Source organism: Kytococcus schroeteri, from assembly GCF_002847825.1.
Taxonomy (GTDB): Bacteria; Actinomycetota; Actinomycetes; order Actinomycetales; family Dermatophilaceae; genus Kytococcus; species Kytococcus schroeteri.
On record NZ_PKIZ01000001.1, the window covers coordinates 96815 to 111388 of the forward strand.

The window sequence follows — 14574 nt, forward strand, 5'->3', positions numbered from 1 at the left end:
GCCCTGTCGTAGAGGGTACGCCCGTCAGATGACGCCCTGGGCCCGCATGGCCTCGGCCACGCGCACGAACCCGCCGATGTTGGCCCCGGCCACCAGGTCGCCCGGCACGCCGTACTCCTCGGCGGTCTCCACGCAGGTGGCGTGGATGGAGGCCATGATCTGGCGCAGGCGCTCGTCGGTGTGGGTGAACGACCACGAGTCCCGGGTGGCGTTCTGCTGCATCTCCAGGGCGCTCACGGCCACGCCGCCGGCGTTGGAGGCCTTGCCCGGCGCGAAGGTGACGCCGCCGGTGGCAAGCACCTCCACCGCATCGGGGGTGGTGGGCATGTTGGCGCCCTCCACCACGGCCAGGCACCCGTTGCGCACCAGGGCGGTGGCGCCGTCGGCGTCGAGCTCGTTCTGGGTGGCGCACGGCAGGGCCAGGTCGCAGGGCACGTCCCAGATGGATCCGTCGGCCACGTGCTGGCCGCCCTTCTCCTGCGCGTAGGTGGCCATCCGCTCGCGCCGGTGCTCCTTGAGCTCGATGAGGTGGGGCACGTCCAGGCCCGCGTCGTCGGCGACGTACCCGCCGGAGTCGCTCATGGCCACCACGGTTCCGCCCAGCTCCACCACCTTCTGCGCGGCGTAGAGCGCCACGTTGCCCGACCCGGAGACCACCACGCGCAGGCCCTCCAGGTCGCGGCCCGAACCGGCCAGCAGCTGCTCGGCGAAGTAGACGGTGCCGTAGCCGGTGGCCTCGGTGCGGGCGCGGGCGCCGCCCCACTCCAGCCCCTTGCCGGTGAGCGCGCCGGCCTCGAACCGGTTGGTGATGCGCTTGTACTGGCCGAACAGGAAGCCGATCTCGCGAGCCCCCACGCCGATGTCGCCGGCGGGCACGTCGGTGTACTCGCCCAGGTGGCGGTGCAGCTCGGTCATGAACGACTGACAGAAGCGCATCACCTCGCCGTCCGAGCGGCCCTTGGGGTCGAAGTCCGAGCCGCCCTTGCCGGCCCCGATGGGCATGCCGGTGAGCGCGTTCTTGAACACCTGCTCGAAGCCCAGGAACTTCACCGTCCCCAGCAGCACCGAGGGGTGGAAGCGCAGACCGCCCTTGTACGGGCCCAGGGCGGAGTTGAACTCCACCCGGAACCCGCGGTTGACCTGCACCACGCCGGAGTCGTCCACCCACGGCACGCGGAAGACCAGCTGGCGCTCGGGCTCGCAGAGGCGCTCGATGATGCTCGCCTCGGCGAGCTCGGGGCGCCGCTCGAGCACCAGGCCCAGGGTGGCCAGCACCTCGTCGGCGGCCTGGTGGAACTCGACCTCCCCGGGGTTGCGACGCAGGATGGTCTCGCGGACCTCGGCCAGGCGCGGGTGCAGGGCGTGCTGGGACATCGGGCCTCCTCGGGGCGTGGTCGTGCGCACAGCGTAGTGAGGGGGGTGGTCACGCCCCGCGCGGCGCGTACATGATGACGGCGACCCCGGCCAGGCACAGGGCGGCACCACGGTGTCCGAGCCCTCCACGAAGGCCCGGCGTCACCGGAGCGGACGCCGGGCCTCACGGACCTCCCTCGTGGTCTGCCCACGCCACAAGTGTGTGGGCCGGGGTGTGCGCGGACGTTCGAGGCGCCTACCGGCGCAGGAGGCGCGCCAGGACGAGGAGAGCCCCGGCGACGGCGAGGGTGGCGCCGAGGAAGACGGACTGTCGGAGGCCGAAACCGCCGACGGTGACGTCCGTCCCGATGAGGCTCACGCCCAGGAGGAGCAGGGCGAGACTCGAGAGGTAGTAACGGATGTCGTCATAGGTCGAGGAGCCACGGTCTGGCAACGGAAATTTCCTTCCTGAATTGAGGCTGAATCAATCAAAACACACGGAGAGTGCCCCGACACCCGTCAGCGCCAGAGCCACGTCCTTGATGTCGTCCTCCATGTCGCGCCCCTTCGACGAACGCCAGCGGAGGAATGAGGAGGCCACCTTCCGGGCACCGTACTTCTTCACGAGTCGAGAGAGGTTGTAGGCGATACGAGCGACCTTGACGGACGGGAAGACGGTCTGCGCAGTGAACCATGCGATGGCGGCGGTGCACTTGGTGATCTTCCAGAAGTCCGCCCCCACAGCCTGTAGGTCTCGGCGCTCAGTCTCCACGTCCTTGGCAGCCCTGCGTGCCTCCTCCATGTCCTCCTGGGACAAGGCGTAACCGGCCTCATGTCCGGCGGCGTCCAAGATTTCGTAGATGGGAGCCCCGTCTTCCCGGGCCACGATCCGTCCGCGGCGCCAGCCGGCTGGCAGGTCGGTGTCCGTAGCTCGAGCGAAGGTGGTGGAGGTTGCGGCGATCGTCGAACCAGCGAGGAGCGCAGCGGCACCCGTCAGCAGGAGGCGGCGATTGACGGAAGCATGAGCAGACATGTCTTTCCCCTTCTCCGTGTGTGTCTTGATCTGCAGGTGGCGGCATGGGGGCATCGAACTCGAGCCCTCGCCTTGCCGCCGGCCGGGAGGTTTTCACGAAGTGGGGGGGGTACCGCAAATTCGGCTCTGGGGGGGCGGCAAGAGGGGTCGTTTGGACCCGCCTCAGAGGACGGCCGGCTGCGGGTTGCCGGCGTCGGCGATGCCGCGGCGCAGGTCCACCCGCGCCAGCAGCAGGCCACCGAGCACGAAGAACACCAGCAGCGCCAGGATGGCCGGCCGGTAGGAGCCGGTGAGCTGGAAGACCAGCCCGAAGGTGAGCGTGCCGAACCACGACGTGCCCCGCTCGCCCGCCTGGTAGAAGGCGAAGAACTCCGACTCCCGGCCCGCCGGCACCAGGTGGCTGTAGAGCGAGCGCGCCAGCGCCTGGGTGCCGCCCAGCACCAGCCCGATGAGGACGGCGCACCCCAGCCAGGTGAGGAAGGCCCCGCGGGGCACGAAGTACGCGCAGGCCACGACCACCACCCACAGGGCGATGCCCGCCAGCACCACCCGGTGGGCACCGAGGCGGGCCGCCATCGCCCCGAACAGCAGCGCGCCGCCCACGGCCACGAACTGCACGAGCAGGATGGTGGTCATGAGCTGGCCAGTGTCGAAGCCGAGCGCCACCGACCCGTACAGGCTGGCCGAGGAGATGACGGTCTGGATGCCGTCGTTGAACAGCAGGTAGGCCGCCAGGAAGGTGAGCGTCTGGGGGTAGCGGCGCAGCTCGCCGAGGGTGGAGCGCAGCTGCCGCAGCGACCCGGTCACGGGGCCGGCGCCCCGGGCCACCGGAACGGCCGTGGTGCCGCGCAGGCGCCGCAGGCCGATGACGGGCACGAGGGTGAACACCCCCCACCACAGGCCCGCGGAGAACAGCGACAGCCGCACCGCCCACTCCATCGAGAGGCCCAGGGCGTCGTGGGCCTGGATGACCACGAGGTTGGCCAGGAGCAGCAGCCCGCCGCCGGCGTAGCCCAGGGCCCAGGCGCGCGAGGAGACCCGGTCTCGCTCGTCCGGGGAGGCGATGCGCACCAGCAGCGCGTCGTAGACCACCGTGGAGGCGCCCAGGGCGATGTTGCCCACGAGCACCAGGAGCACGCCCAGCTGCCAGGACGTGCCGGAGAGGAACACCATGGCCATGGCGGCCAGCGACCCGATGCCCGCGAGCAGCCCCAGCAGGCGTGCCGGACGGGGGTGGCGGTCGGCCACGGCGCCGACGGCCATGACCACCACCACCGAGAGGAGGGTGGCCAGGGTGACCGTGTACGCCGCGAGGGAACCGGCCGCGACGGGGACGCCGAGCACGTCGAGCCTCCCGGTGCAGGCCTGGCCGGTGGGCAGGTCCGGGCACGCGTCGGCGCTGGCCAGCTGCGTGAGATAGGGCCCGATGAGGACCGTGCCGGTGGTGGTGACGTAGGCCGAGTTGGCCCAGTCGTACCAGCCCCAGGCGCGCTGGTGGGCGCGGGTCCGTTCACGGGTGGGGTCGGCCGTGGCCGCGGCGACATCGGAGGGGGAGGTGGTCACCGCGGCAGCATCGCACGGCCGTGGGGTGCCCGGTGCCGCAGCGCCCGGCGGTCAGAACAGGCTGTCCTGGTGGGCCACGGCGGGGGAGTCCACCGGGCCCGGCACGAGCTTGCGGCCCACCAGCCGGGTGAGGTCCGCGAGGTAGCCGCCTGTCTCGTCGTTGACCCGCACCAGGGCCGTGGCACCCACCAGGGTCTCGACGGTCAGGCGGTGGTCGCCGGTGGTGAGGTCCTGGGGCAGCGGGGTGTGGCCGGCGAACGGCGCCCCGGCCCGGTCCTCGCCGAGCACCGGGCCGTGCAGCGCGGGCGGCACCCACGGCTCGGGGGCGGGGTCGAGGCCGCGGGAGGCGAGCAGGTGGCAGGCCCGGTCCACCAGCTCGGCGTGCACGGCATCGAGCCGCGCGGCGGGCAGGGGGCTGGCCAGCGCCGCGGCCTTGCGGCGCGCGGTGCGGGTCTGCGGCACGCCCAGCCCGGCGGTCACCGCGTCCTCGTGGCGCCGCACCTCCAGCCCGTCGGCGCAGCGGGCCAGGTAGGTGGCCCGCACCGCCCCCTGCTCGTCCAGGCGCGCCACCTTGTGGTGGTCCGATGCGGTACCCACCTTGGGCGCGCCGTCGGCGAAGGTGGCCACGTACAGCCAGTGCGGGCGGTCCAGGTAGCGCCGCAGCGCCTCGCCGGCCGGCCCGCCACGGTGCACCTGGTGGATGGGGCGGAACTCGTCGGCCATCGCGCACTCGGAGCACTGCCGACCGGACTCCACCACGCGCCGCCGCGCGCACGCCTCGGTGCGCACCGTGCCCTGCGGCGTGAGCACCGACCGCCCCGTGCAGTGGCGGCCGGGCTCCACGGTGAACGCCAGCGAGGCGCCCGGCAGCGCGATGCGGTGCACGGCCTCGGTGAGGTCGCTGGTCACCAGCGCGGGCCGGTCGCGGTCGGTCCACGAGACCGACCGCACGAGGTGGGTCCCACCATCGACCCAGGAGGTACGCACCCGCGGCAGGGTACGCCTCAGCGCACGTACTCGAAGTGCCAGTACTCGGGCTTGCGGCCGTCGCGGCGCGCCCACGCGGGCTGCACCCAGCCGTACCGGGCCCCGTGCCTCACCAGCCAGCGGTGGCGCGTGGTGCCGAACCCGTACTTCCGGCGGCTCTCCGGCAGGTCGCAGGTGGCCCGGGTCAGCGTGCCGTGGTTGGACGTGCCGGGGGTGGCGGCCATGCGGCCGAAGGCACGGCGGTAGGCCACCTGTGTGTCGTACGTGCGGTAGCACTCGTCCCAGCGCAGGTCCTCCCCGAACCGTGCGCGGTAGGCGCGGTTGAGGCGCTCCAGCGGCCGCACCGAGCGGCAGGCCGTGAGCAGGTGGGCGGCGCTCGCCGAGCCCCGCACGTGGCACAGGTGCCCCGGGGCGTGGCGGCCGTTGCGCGAGGAGTACGGGGTGTGGCGGGTCGTGAGGTCGGCCGTGCGCACGTAGCGGCCGGGGGCCATGCGGAACCAGCGGCCCTGCACGGTGCCCTTCACCATGCCGCCCCGAGGTACGTAGTGGCCGGCGGAGGCGCCCGAGGTGTTGCGGTACACGCGCACGAACATGCCGGACCCGGCACGCACGTGGCGGGTGACGGTGGTGGCCGCGGTGGAGGCGGTGGGTGCGGCCTCGACGGCGGGAGCGGTGACGGAGCGCTCCACGGGGACCGATGCCTGGGCCGGGGCTCCCAGCGGCATCGAGGGGGACACGGTCGCCAGGGCGGCCACGGCGAGCAGGACGCGGCGGGCACGCGTCAGCGCGGGGTGAGGGGACGGCATCGGAGGAACCTTCGGCGAGGGGAGGGGGGGGCGACGGGGACGGTCGCGGAGGGGACGCCCCAGCATCGCGGGCGGGTCTGTCGCCGCGCTGTCGTCCGCGGTTGACTGGGCCCCATGACCACGCCCCGGCCCCTGGCCCCCTTCCTTGCCGAGCAGCTCGACTGGCACTGGCGCACCCAGGCCCGCCCGCGCCTGGAGGGCCTCACCGACGCCGAGTACCTGTGGGAGCCCGCGGCCGGCGCCTGGTCGGTGCGGCGCCGCGGCCAGGCCGCCCCCGCCTCGGCCACGATGCGCGCCGGCGCAGGGGAGTGGCTCGTGGACTTCGCGTTCCCCGAGCCCGACCCGGCGCCGGTGACCACCATCGCCTGGCGGCTGGCGCACGTGGTGGTCGGCGTGTTCGGCATGCGGGCGGCCTCGCACTTCGGCGGCCCGGCCTGTGCCTACGACACCTGGGAGTACGCGGGCACGGCCGCTGGTGCACTGGCCCAGCTCGATGCCGCGCACGCCGCCTGGTGCGAGGGCGTGGCCGGCCTCGACGACGCCGCCCTGTACCGGGCCGGGGTGGCCTGACGCGGGTGAGGCGGCCCGAGCCCCGTCAGCGCACCGCGCGCAGCACGGTGAATTCGCGGTCGCGGGCCACCTCGAGCACCTGCGTGAACACCTCGCGGGCCACCTGCCGGTAGGGCAGGTGCGAGTTGTACACGCACCACAGCTCGCCGCCTGGCCGCAGCACCCGGGCGGCGTCGCGCAGCATCGCCAGCGTGGGGGCGGAGTCCTTGGCCGCACCCACGTGGAACGGCGGGTTGGTGACCACCAGGTCGGCGCTCGCCGAGGGAGTGCCGGTCAGCCCGTCGGCCAGGTGCACCGTGCCGTCGAGGTCGTTGGCGGCCAGCGTCGCCCGGGTCGAGGCCACGGCCGCCCGTGAGACGTCGATCCCGGTCGCCCGGTGCCCGCGTCGGGCGAGCACCGCGGTGAGCACGCCGTTGCCGCACCCCAGGTCGAGGGCGTCGCGTGCCCGGTCGGGCTCGGGCCAGTGGCCTTGGGTGGTGAGCAGCAGGCGGGTACCGCGGTCGAGGCGGGGGCCGTTGAACACCCCGCCGTGGGCCACGAGCTGCAGGCCGGTGGTCTGCTCCTCGGCGGTGCGTGGGGTCGGGACCTCGGCCGGGCGTGCGCCCCGGGCGTGCAGGGCCCGGCACTTGCCGACGCCCCGCTGGGCCTGCACCTGCTCGAAGGCGCGCCCGAGCACGTCGTTCTGCCGCGGGGTCATGTGCTTGGAGCGCCCGGCGGCCACGAGCACCACGCCCGGGGCGGCGTGGGTGGCCACGGTGCGGGCGATGTCCTCCAGGGCGTCCAGCGAGGTGGGCAGGTCCAGCAGGACGAGCTCGGCTCCCTCCACGGCCTCGGCGAGGGTGTCGGTGGAGGGTCCGGCGTCGAGGCGGTCGCGGTAGGCGTTCACGGCGGGCCAGACCTCGCGGGCGGCGACGTCGAGGCCGGCATCGGCGTCCACCACGGCAACGCGTGCAGCGTCCGGGGCGAGGGCGGTGCCGTCGGCCAGCAGGAGGCGCGCCACGGCATCGAGGCCGGTGGGTGAGCAGGGAGAGGGGGAGTGGGGCGTGCTCACGGGGTGCTCCCGGGGTCGTCGGGGTGGTCGTGGTGCGCGGCCAGGTGTGGTGCGGGCCGGCGCAGGAGCACCGGCCAGGCCATCCACAGCAGGCCGGCGAGCGTGCCCACGAGCCCAGCGCCCAGCACGGCCGCGGTGGTGCCGACCACGAGGGCCAGGATGAGGGCGAACATCGAGACCACCGAGAGCCCCAGCGTCACCAGACCCACCCGCACCATGGTGTGGGAGACCTGCACGATGCGGGCCTTGAGCTGCCGCTGGAACAGGGCTCGGTGCACGGCCACGGGCGTCACCAGCAGCAGCACGGTGAGCACCGCCAGGCTCATGGCCAGCACGAACAGCAGCGTCTGCGGGCCGGAGAGATCGGTGAAGCGTGACTGGAACGGCAGGGTCAGCAGGAAGCCGGCCAGCACCTGGGTGCCGGTCTGGAGCACCCGGAGCTCCTGCAGGATCTCCGCGAGGTTGCGGTCCTCCTGGTCGGCCTCGGTCTCCTGCCGCAGGGCCCGGGAGGCGGCGGCGTCTCGAAGGGTCACGCCCCGAGTATGGGGCCTGGCTGGTGGGCCGGGGCCGTGGGTCGTCGAGGGAGGGGGCTCGGTGGATGGAATGACATAATGTCGATTATCGGCGCCCGGTGTGTGGGCGGGATCGCGCCAGAAGGGGCTGCGAGGTCGCCCGGTGTGCGCTGGTGGTCGCTGCGGCCGTGCCGTCTCCCGGGCTACCGTCGCGCCATGGTCACCGACGCCGACATCGCCCACGTTCTCGACCTGGAACGTTCACTGCAGACTCCGGCTGTGCGTGCCGATGCGTGCCGTCTCGCCGAGCTGCTCGCTCCGGACTTCGTGGAGATCGGCGCCTCGGGCCGCCGGTGGAGCCGCGCCGCCGTCCTCGAGCTGCTCCTGAACGAACCTCAGGGCGATGACGTCGACCTCATCGATGTGTACGAGCTGGCGGCACGCGTTCTGGACGGTGGCGTGGTGCAGGTGTTCTGGGTCTCGGACCGCGGTGGCCGGCGGGCGCGGCGGATGTCGCTGTGGCAGCACGTCGACGGCGCATGGCGCACGACCTACCACCAGGGCACGCCGCTGTGACCCTCCCTGCCCCGCCGGCGTCCCGGACCAGGTCGTTTTGACATAACGTGAACCGCTGGGCAGGCCATGGTGTCGCTGCCAGCCCGACGGAATCACCCAACCTGCCGAACCGCTGCCCTACCCACCCCCTGCGGTGCGCTGAGAAGCACTTGGGCGGGTCAGGTCGTGGGGTGCCCAGCACCGCCGGCACTACCGTCGTGGCATGACGGCTCATCCGAGGCTCCTGCAGACCGTGCTCGACGCCACGGACGTCCGCGGCCTGGCCGAGTTCTACCGGCAACTCCTCGGCCTGACCTACCGGCCCGGTGACGAGCCGCCCGCTGACGGTTCCCCGGACGAGGCCGACTGGCTCGTCCTCGTGCACGGCGACGGTGGCCGCGCGCTGGCCTTCCAGCAGGTGGAGCACCTCACGCCAACCACCTGGCCCTCCCCGCCGTGCCGATGCAGCTGCACCTGGACACGACGGTCCCCGACCTCGAGAGCCTCGAGGCGGTGCGGGAACGGGCCGAGGGGCTGGGAGCCCGGCTCCTCCTGGACCGGAGCGACCACCAGGAGGAGCCCACCTACGTGTTCGCCGACCCGGCCTGCCACCCCTTCTGCGTCTTCGTGGCCTGACGGGACCTCGGCGCCGACGGCCTCAGCCCCCGGCGGCGCCCTCGTGATCGGCCCACGCCGTCGCCAGGGCGTGGCGGAAGGCCTCGGCCGGCTGGGCTCTCTGCACGGCGTACCGGCCGTCCAGCACGAAGAACGGCACTCCTCGGGCGCCGATCTGCTGTGCCAGCGCGACGTCGGCGTCCACGTCCTCGGCGTGCGCGTACGAGCGCAGGACGGCCAGCGCCGCATCCCGGTTCAGACCCACCTCGGCGGCGCGTGCGCCGATCTGACGGTTCATCGCGGCCGCCTGCTCCAGGGAGAAACCCTCGAACTCAGTGAGCACCTCGGTGACCGGCATCGTCCGCCCCTCGGACAGGTCCGTCACCAGCAGGAAGGAGTGCTGACGCACCTCCACGGGGTGGTCGAAGTCCTTGATGGCGCGGTCCAGCACCGTGGCGCCGACGTAGCACCACGGGCACATGACGTCGCTCCACACGTCCACCACCACGCGGTCGGCGTGGGTCTCGAAAGGCGAGTTCATCGGCAGGTCCCGTCCACGTCGCACATGCCGTCAGCCTCGTCACCGAGGGCGATGAAGCTGGGCGCCGAGGGGGTGCCGCTCCCCTGCTCGGCGAGCCGGTCGTCCGGCTCCGGGCAGGCCGCGAGGTCGAGGGAACCGACGCCCCCTCCGGCCACGGGTCGGCCGTCAGGCGCGGCCGGCGCTCTCGGTACTGCCGCCCCTTCGCCTCGTAGACCTCCCGCAGGGGGCGGACCGGGTGGGGCGGAGGTGGAGTGCCAGCACGTCGGCGAGCACCGCATCGAGGACGAATCGCTCAGATGAACCCGGGGCGATGCGACTGCACGGGGAGGGGATCCGTGCCGCACGGCCGGAGCCGGGCCCCGTCATCGCCTCTGGGCTCGCAACCAGAACCGCTTGCGCGTGAGCCGTATCGGGCCACCCTCGGTCTGATGATGCAGGGCCAGCAACCGGTCGGCGTACCGGTCCACGGTGAAGTCGTCCGGGGTCTCCCACGGCACGAGACGCAGGTAGGCCAGGAGCGCCGCGACGTCCCGGAACGTGTAGGCACCCACGTGCTCGGCGGCGTCGAGGACCATGAACCCGGACTCTTCTAAGTCAGACCGGAACCGGGCCGGGTTCACGTGGGGCATCTCGTGGTGCTCACCCAGCCAGTACGCCAGCTCGTGGGCCTCGTCACCGCCGACCTGCTGGGTGACGAACCGCCCACCTGGCGCGATGACGCGCGCCAGCTCTGTGGGCGAGAACGACTCGTGGCGGTTCAGCACGAGGTCGAAGCGTCCGTCCGAAAACGGCATCGGAAGGGCGTCCACGTCCTCGTCGGGTGCGCCGTACTCCACCACCTCGATGCCGTGCGGAGCCAAGGCGCGGCGGGCCACCTCGACGTTGGGGGGCCACCCCTCGGTGGCCACCGTGTCGGCCGGCAGGTCGCCGGTGAGCGTGAGCAGGAACTCCCCGCCGCCGGTCCCCATGTCAAGCACGTGCGACGCTGTGGCGAGTTCACGGCGGTACTCGCCTGCCAGGTCCCACGGCTCGGCCGACTCGCTCATCCGCCCTGCCAGGTGGCCGAAGTCCCACCCCTCCGGCTGGGCCCCCTCCTCGGCCCGCCAGCGCTCGACGAGCTCGGCGTCGCCGGGTGAGGTGATCACCTCACTTCCCCGCCACGACGAGCTGCCAGTTCACGCCGAACCGGTCGGCCGCCCAGCCGAACTGCCCGAAGCCGTAGTCCCCCACCGGCATGAACACCTGACCCCCGTCCGCGAGCGCGTCGAAGACCCGCTGGTGCTCGGCCGCATCGGAGAACTCCACCCAGAGCGACTGCGCCGGCGAGAAGTCCCACGCGTGCTGCACCGGGCTGTCGCTGCAGCGCACCCGCAGGTCGCCGATGCGGAACTCGGCGGTCATCACCGTGCCCTCGGCCTCGGCGCCGCCCGGCCCGTCGGCGCCCCAGAGCTGCTCGGAGAGCACCTCGGCCTCCCCGAAGACGTCGCAGTACAGGGCCATCGCCTCGGCGGCGCGCTGGCCGCGGCTGGGCTGGAAGGTCAGGAAGGGTTGTGCGTGCATGGGCTCATCCTCCCTGCGCGAGCAGGTCCACCACCTGCGCCGCGGCCGACGGCGGACCGGCCACCGACCACGTGTACCCACGCACCTCCACCTGGCGGGCCACGCCGCCGGCCCCCTCCACCAAGGCGCACCCCGGCATCCAGTCCCAGGCCGGCACGCTGTGGTGCAGCCACAGGTCCATCCGCCCGTCGGCCACGGCGGCCAGGTCCAGGGAGCCCGAACCGACCATGCGCAGCACCTTGGCCGGCTGCACCGCGGCGGCGAAAGGTTCGGCCACCTCGGGCACGCCGAACCAGCGCGTGTGCAGGTAGGTGGCCACAGCGCAGTCCTCCAGAGGCCGGTCGGCGATGCGGGGCAGCTCCACCCCGTCGCGTGTGGTGGGCACCCCGGGTCCACCCACCCACGTGGTGCCTGATGCGGGGTGGTGTACCGCGCCCAGGGCCACCGAGCCGTCCCCGGGGCGGCGGGCGTCGGCATCGGTGGTCAGCGCGAGCGCCGAGCACCACGCGTCGAGCCCCTGCACGAAGTTGAACGTGCCGTCCACGGGGTCGATCACCCACGTGCGCCCGGAGGTCCCGGCGCGCGCGGCCCCTTCCTCCCCCACGATGCCGTCGTCCGACCGCGCGGTGGCGAGGCGCGACGTGACGAGTTCCTCGGCGGCGTGGTCGGCCGCGGTCACCACGTCGCTGGAGGAGGTCTTGTGCCGCGCGTCGATGCCGTCGCCCCGCATCCGGGCGGCGAGCTGGCCGGCCTCGCGGACCAGGTCGGCGGCGAGTGCGGCGTCGTCGGTCCAGATGGTCCGGTCGCTGCTATCCATGGGAGCGACCCTAGGCCGTGGTGGCGCCGCCCCTACCAGCCGAGGACCTCCCGGCACCGCGCCACGGTGCTGGGCACGTGGCCCGCTGCCTCGATGCGGTGCACGGCGGGCCGGGCGGCGATGAGGCCGTCCACCGACGCCACCATCCGGGCCATGGTCGGTGCGTCCGGCACGTCGGCGTCCTGGGGATGTGCGGGCTCGGGGTGCCGACGTCCGCTGAGGCGGGCCAGGGCCGTCGGGCGTCCACGGTCGGGGCGAGCTCCTGGCACCCGCGCGGTGTCTGGCTGCCGGCGGCGGCGAGGCGCTCGCCCAGGTCCTGGCGCGCCGTGAACTGGCTGACCACCACCGAGTGGCCGGCGCGCAGGTGGCAGGCGGCCATGTCGGCCGTGAGTTGCCGGGCCAGGAGGGCGGCCGCCATCGGTCGGCTTCCCACCCGTGGATCTGGGCCCTCACCGCGTCCACGTCCACGTGCAGGGTCAGCGGGCGCAGCGACGCCAGCTCGGCGGCCACGGTGGTCTTGCCCGGGCCGGGCACCCCGTTGACCACCACGAGGGTGGGCCGCGCGTCGTCCACTCCTCGACGGTACCGCCGGGCGGTCATCTCAGGCCCCGACCAGCCTCCTCGTCGGGCTGGTGTACCGGTGGCCGGAGGGCGTGGTCGTCTCCACCGAGGTCTGCCGCCCGCGGGCGTCCAGCTGTGCGACGGTGTCCCACGCCGGGTGGTTCTTCACCTGGTTGCAGTGCTGGCACAACCCCTGTCCGTTGTCCGGAGTAGTCGGGCCGCCCGCCGCCCACGGCTCCACGTGGTCGGCCTCGCGCACCGGTGCGTCGCACCACGGCGTCCGGCACGTCTCGTCGCGGGCCACCAACAGGTCGCGGTCGGCCCGCGAGAAGGTTCGCCGCCGAGCATCACGGTCCACCAGCGTGCCGGACTCCGGGTCCACGAGCAGCCGCCGGAGCGTGCACCGCTGTGCGCGCCGCACCAGATCCCGTGCCATCGGCGCCGGAATGGGGCCGTGGCCCACCAGGGTCGCCGGGGCGTCGGAGTCGGTCAGCGCCCCCAGCACCGCCTCGCCACCGAACACGGCCCCTGCCGGGACGACCACCTGCAGCTCGACCACAGGTCCGTCGGCGAGCGCCTGCCCGGTCACCCGCTCGGTGAGCACGTCCGCCCGGAGCTGGGCCAGCGACCGCTCGTCCCCCGCGGCGCGCAGTGAGCGGGCGGCCCGGTCCAGGGCGCCCCACACGGCGACCGCCTGTGTGGCCGGCAGCAGGGCCGAGAGCACGGCCATGGTGTCCGGCGTCGGCCGCACCGAGACGTGCCGCTCCTCGCGCTGGCGTGCGATGTGGGCGACGTGCCCCTCGGGGTCCAGTGCGTAGGCTCGGGCCGACACCCGGCGGCGCAACCGACCCACTGAGAGGTCCCCCAGGTGGGGCCCGAACTCGGCGTCGACGACCGCACGCTGCGCCCGCGACAGGAAGACCGTGCCCCGCGCCACGACCTCGGCGTGTCGCCTGCTGCCGTGGCCCTCCAGCATCGCCCGCCGGGTCGTCGGCAGCTCCGCGCGCAGCACCGCCGCCAGTTCCCGGTCCCGGGCACCCTGGTGGGGTGAGGTGCGCCGGGCCAGCCCCACCATCGAAGCGACCGCCCGGTCGGTCACCTCCTGCTCGATGCCGGCTGCCGCGTCATCGCGCCGCTGCCGGGCGGTGAGTGCGGCCACCACGTCCAGCTGCACCGCCGCGACGGTGGTGGCCAGGCGTTCCAGGGCGGCGACGGCGTCCACCAAGGCGCTCGCTGGTGGGTCACCGTCACCCCATCGCTCCCCTGCCGCTCGGACCTGCTCTGCCAGGTCGTCGAACGCTGGCTGGCTCCAGTCGTGGCCGTCGCCCACCTGCCCCACCGCTCTCTCCTGCTCCACAACTCCCCCTGCGGGTTGCTCCCGCCGAGCCCCCACGACCCGGCGACCACCGAACACCTTCTCGATGATGGAACAACCGTACGAGATTCCACCGACAACCTCCTCCCCCACGAACGGGCCTGTGGACGACGGGCGCTGCCGTGAGCACCGACACGGGGCACCCACCCCGGCCCTCGCCTCACCGCCCGCGTGACCGACGCCATGTCAGCGCCCCGCCCGGTGTGCGGCACGCTTGCCCCATGACCTCGTGGACCCTGCCCACCGTCCCCGTCTCCGCCGGCGCCCTCATCACCGACGAGGCCGGGCGCCTGCTCATCCTCAAGCCCACCTACAAGTCCGGCTGGACCATCCCCGGCGGGGTCATGGAGGCCGACGGCGAGACCCCCTGGGAGTGCTGCCAGCGCGAGGTCTTCGAGGAGACCGGCCTGCGTGTGGCCAGTGGTCGCCTCGTGGCCGTGGACACGCGGGCCGCCAAGGCCGACGAGCAGCTGGGGATCCGCTTCCTCTTCGACTGCGGTGCCGTCACCGCCGCCGAGGCCGCCGGGATCGTGCTCCAGGAGAGCGAGATCAGCGAGCACCGCTTCGCCCCACTCGTCGAGGCCGAGGCCCTGCTGCGCAAGCGCGTGCGCCGCCGGGTGCGGCGGGCGCCCGTCCTCGAGGTAGACCACACCCGGTCCGGCGAGCGCCCGCCGC

Annotated in this window: 17 protein-coding genes and 1 pseudogene; 4 read left to right on the forward strand and 14 right to left on the reverse strand. The window is 73.5% G+C overall.

The window, feature by feature from the left end:
* Positions 1-24: 24 nt before the first annotated feature.
* The 6 genes from gdhA to CYJ76_RS00490 form a co-directional block, all read right to left on the reverse strand.
* Positions 25-1374 carry an NADP-specific glutamate dehydrogenase gene (gdhA, locus tag CYJ76_RS00465; protein ID WP_101848923.1) on the reverse strand — a complete coding sequence of 450 codons (1350 nt, stop codon included), beginning with the start codon at positions 1372-1374 and terminating at the stop codon, positions 25-27.
* 235 nt (positions 1375-1609) lie between these two features.
* Positions 1610-1807 (reverse strand): hypothetical protein, encoded by a 198-nt coding sequence (locus tag CYJ76_RS00470; RefSeq protein ID WP_070703241.1) that lies wholly within the window; start codon positions 1805-1807, stop codon positions 1610-1612.
* Between the two features lie 30 nt (positions 1808-1837).
* Entirely contained in the window at positions 1838-2386 is a 549-nt protein-coding gene (locus tag CYJ76_RS00475; RefSeq protein ID WP_141495010.1) for a hypothetical protein, read from the reverse strand.
* A gap of 162 nt (positions 2387-2548) precedes the next feature.
* On the reverse strand, positions 2549-3949 hold the full coding sequence (locus tag CYJ76_RS00480) for an MFS transporter (RefSeq protein ID WP_101848924.1): 1401 nt from the start codon (positions 3947-3949) through the stop codon (positions 2549-2551).
* Positions 3950-4000: 51 nt separating this feature from the next.
* Complete coding sequence (locus tag CYJ76_RS00485; protein WP_144043001.1) at positions 4001-4936, reverse strand: DUF2797 domain-containing protein; 936 nt, start codon at positions 4934-4936, stop codon at positions 4001-4003.
* Between the two features lie 17 nt (positions 4937-4953).
* Positions 4954-5742 (reverse strand): M15 family metallopeptidase, encoded by a 789-nt coding sequence (locus CYJ76_RS00490; RefSeq protein ID WP_070705456.1) that lies wholly within the window; start codon positions 5740-5742, stop codon positions 4954-4956.
* Positions 5743-5856: 114 nt separating this feature from the next.
* Between CYJ76_RS00490 and CYJ76_RS00495 the strand changes: the two genes are divergently transcribed.
* On the forward strand, positions 5857-6312 hold the full coding sequence (locus tag CYJ76_RS00495) for a DinB family protein (protein WP_101848926.1): 456 nt from the start codon (positions 5857-5859) through the stop codon (positions 6310-6312).
* 25 nt (positions 6313-6337) lie between these two features.
* On the opposite strand, the gene CYJ76_RS00500 is transcribed toward CYJ76_RS00495, so the two are convergent.
* Positions 6338-7363 carry a class I SAM-dependent methyltransferase gene (locus tag CYJ76_RS00500; RefSeq protein WP_101848927.1) on the reverse strand — a complete coding sequence of 342 codons (1026 nt, stop codon included), beginning with the start codon at positions 7361-7363 and terminating at the stop codon, positions 6338-6340.
* Positions 7360-7896: a DUF6328 family protein gene (locus CYJ76_RS00505; RefSeq protein ID WP_070705458.1), complete on the reverse strand. Its 537-nt coding sequence runs from the start codon at positions 7894-7896 to the stop codon at positions 7360-7362. Before CYJ76_RS00505 ends, CYJ76_RS00500 begins: the two co-directional genes overlap by 4 nt.
* A 195-nt stretch (positions 7897-8091) precedes the next feature.
* Here CYJ76_RS00505 and CYJ76_RS00510 point away from each other — a divergent pair, with 195 nt between their 5' ends.
* Together CYJ76_RS00510 and CYJ76_RS00515 are read left to right on the forward strand one after the other, a co-directional pair.
* On the forward strand, positions 8092-8451 hold the full coding sequence (locus CYJ76_RS00510) for a nuclear transport factor 2 family protein (protein ID WP_070705463.1): 360 nt from the start codon (positions 8092-8094) through the stop codon (positions 8449-8451).
* A 202-nt stretch (positions 8452-8653) separates the two neighbouring features.
* Positions 8654-9066, forward strand: a pseudogene (locus CYJ76_RS00515) (VOC family protein).
* A 22-nt stretch (positions 9067-9088) separates the two neighbouring features.
* On the opposite strand, the gene CYJ76_RS00520 reads toward CYJ76_RS00515, so the two are convergent.
* From CYJ76_RS00520 to CYJ76_RS00540, 6 genes are all read right to left on the reverse strand, one after another.
* Positions 9089-9586: a DsbA family oxidoreductase gene (locus CYJ76_RS00520; RefSeq protein WP_101848928.1), complete on the reverse strand. Its 498-nt coding sequence runs from the start codon at positions 9584-9586 to the stop codon at positions 9089-9091.
* Between the two features lie 362 nt (positions 9587-9948).
* Positions 9949-10731, reverse strand: coding sequence for a class I SAM-dependent methyltransferase (locus CYJ76_RS00525; protein WP_238138097.1), 783 nt, complete (start codon positions 10729-10731; stop codon positions 9949-9951).
* A 1-nt stretch (position 10732) separates the two neighbouring features.
* Positions 10733-11146, reverse strand: coding sequence for a VOC family protein (locus CYJ76_RS00530; protein ID WP_101848929.1), 414 nt, complete (start codon positions 11144-11146; stop codon positions 10733-10735).
* Positions 11147-11150: 4 nt separating this feature from the next.
* Positions 11151-11963 (reverse strand): inositol monophosphatase family protein, encoded by an 813-nt coding sequence (locus CYJ76_RS00535; protein ID WP_101848930.1) that lies wholly within the window; start codon positions 11961-11963, stop codon positions 11151-11153.
* A gap of 32 nt (positions 11964-11995) precedes the next feature.
* The gene (locus CYJ76_RS12310) at positions 11996-12136 is read right to left on the reverse strand and encodes a hypothetical protein (protein WP_168168484.1); all 141 of its coding nucleotides are present in this window, start codon (positions 12134-12136) and stop codon (positions 11996-11998) included.
* A 428-nt stretch (positions 12137-12564) separates the two neighbouring features.
* Positions 12565-13881 carry an HNH endonuclease gene (locus CYJ76_RS00540; RefSeq protein ID WP_180802157.1) on the reverse strand — a complete coding sequence of 439 codons (1317 nt, stop codon included), beginning with the start codon at positions 13879-13881 and terminating at the stop codon, positions 12565-12567.
* A gap of 239 nt (positions 13882-14120) precedes the next feature.
* On the opposite strand from CYJ76_RS00540, the gene CYJ76_RS00545 reads away from it, so the two are divergent.
* A partial coding sequence (locus CYJ76_RS00545) for an NUDIX domain-containing protein (RefSeq protein ID WP_101848932.1) occupies positions 14121-14574 on the forward strand: 454 nt, incomplete at its 3' end.

What these genes read in the sequence shown, in the direction of transcription:
- CYJ76_RS00530 (WP_101848929.1), bottom strand. Translation starts at nt 11,146, where the DNA reads ATGCACGCACAACCCTTCCTGACCTTCCAGCCCAGCCGCGGCCAGCGC.
- CYJ76_RS00510 (WP_070705463.1), top strand. Translation starts at nt 8,092, where the DNA reads ATGGTCACCGACGCCGACATCGCCCACGTTCTCGACCTGGAACGTTCA.
- gdhA (WP_101848923.1), bottom strand. Translation starts at nt 1,374, where the DNA reads ATGTCCCAGCACGCCCTGCACCCGCGCCTGGCCGAGGTCCGCGAGACC.
- CYJ76_RS00520 (WP_101848928.1), bottom strand. Translation starts at nt 9,586, where the DNA reads ATGAACTCGCCTTTCGAGACCCACGCCGACCGCGTGGTGGTGGACGTG.
- CYJ76_RS00490 (WP_070705456.1), bottom strand. Translation starts at nt 5,742, where the DNA reads ATGCCGTCCCCTCACCCCGCGCTGACGCGTGCCCGCCGCGTCCTGCTC.
- CYJ76_RS00535 (WP_101848930.1), bottom strand. Translation starts at nt 11,963, where the DNA reads ATGGATAGCAGCGACCGGACCATCTGGACCGACGACGCCGCACTCGCC.
- CYJ76_RS00475 (WP_141495010.1), bottom strand. Translation starts at nt 2,386, where the DNA reads ATGTCTGCTCATGCTTCCGTCAATCGCCGCCTCCTGCTGACGGGTGCC.
- CYJ76_RS00495 (WP_101848926.1), top strand. Translation starts at nt 5,857, where the DNA reads ATGACCACGCCCCGGCCCCTGGCCCCCTTCCTTGCCGAGCAGCTCGAC.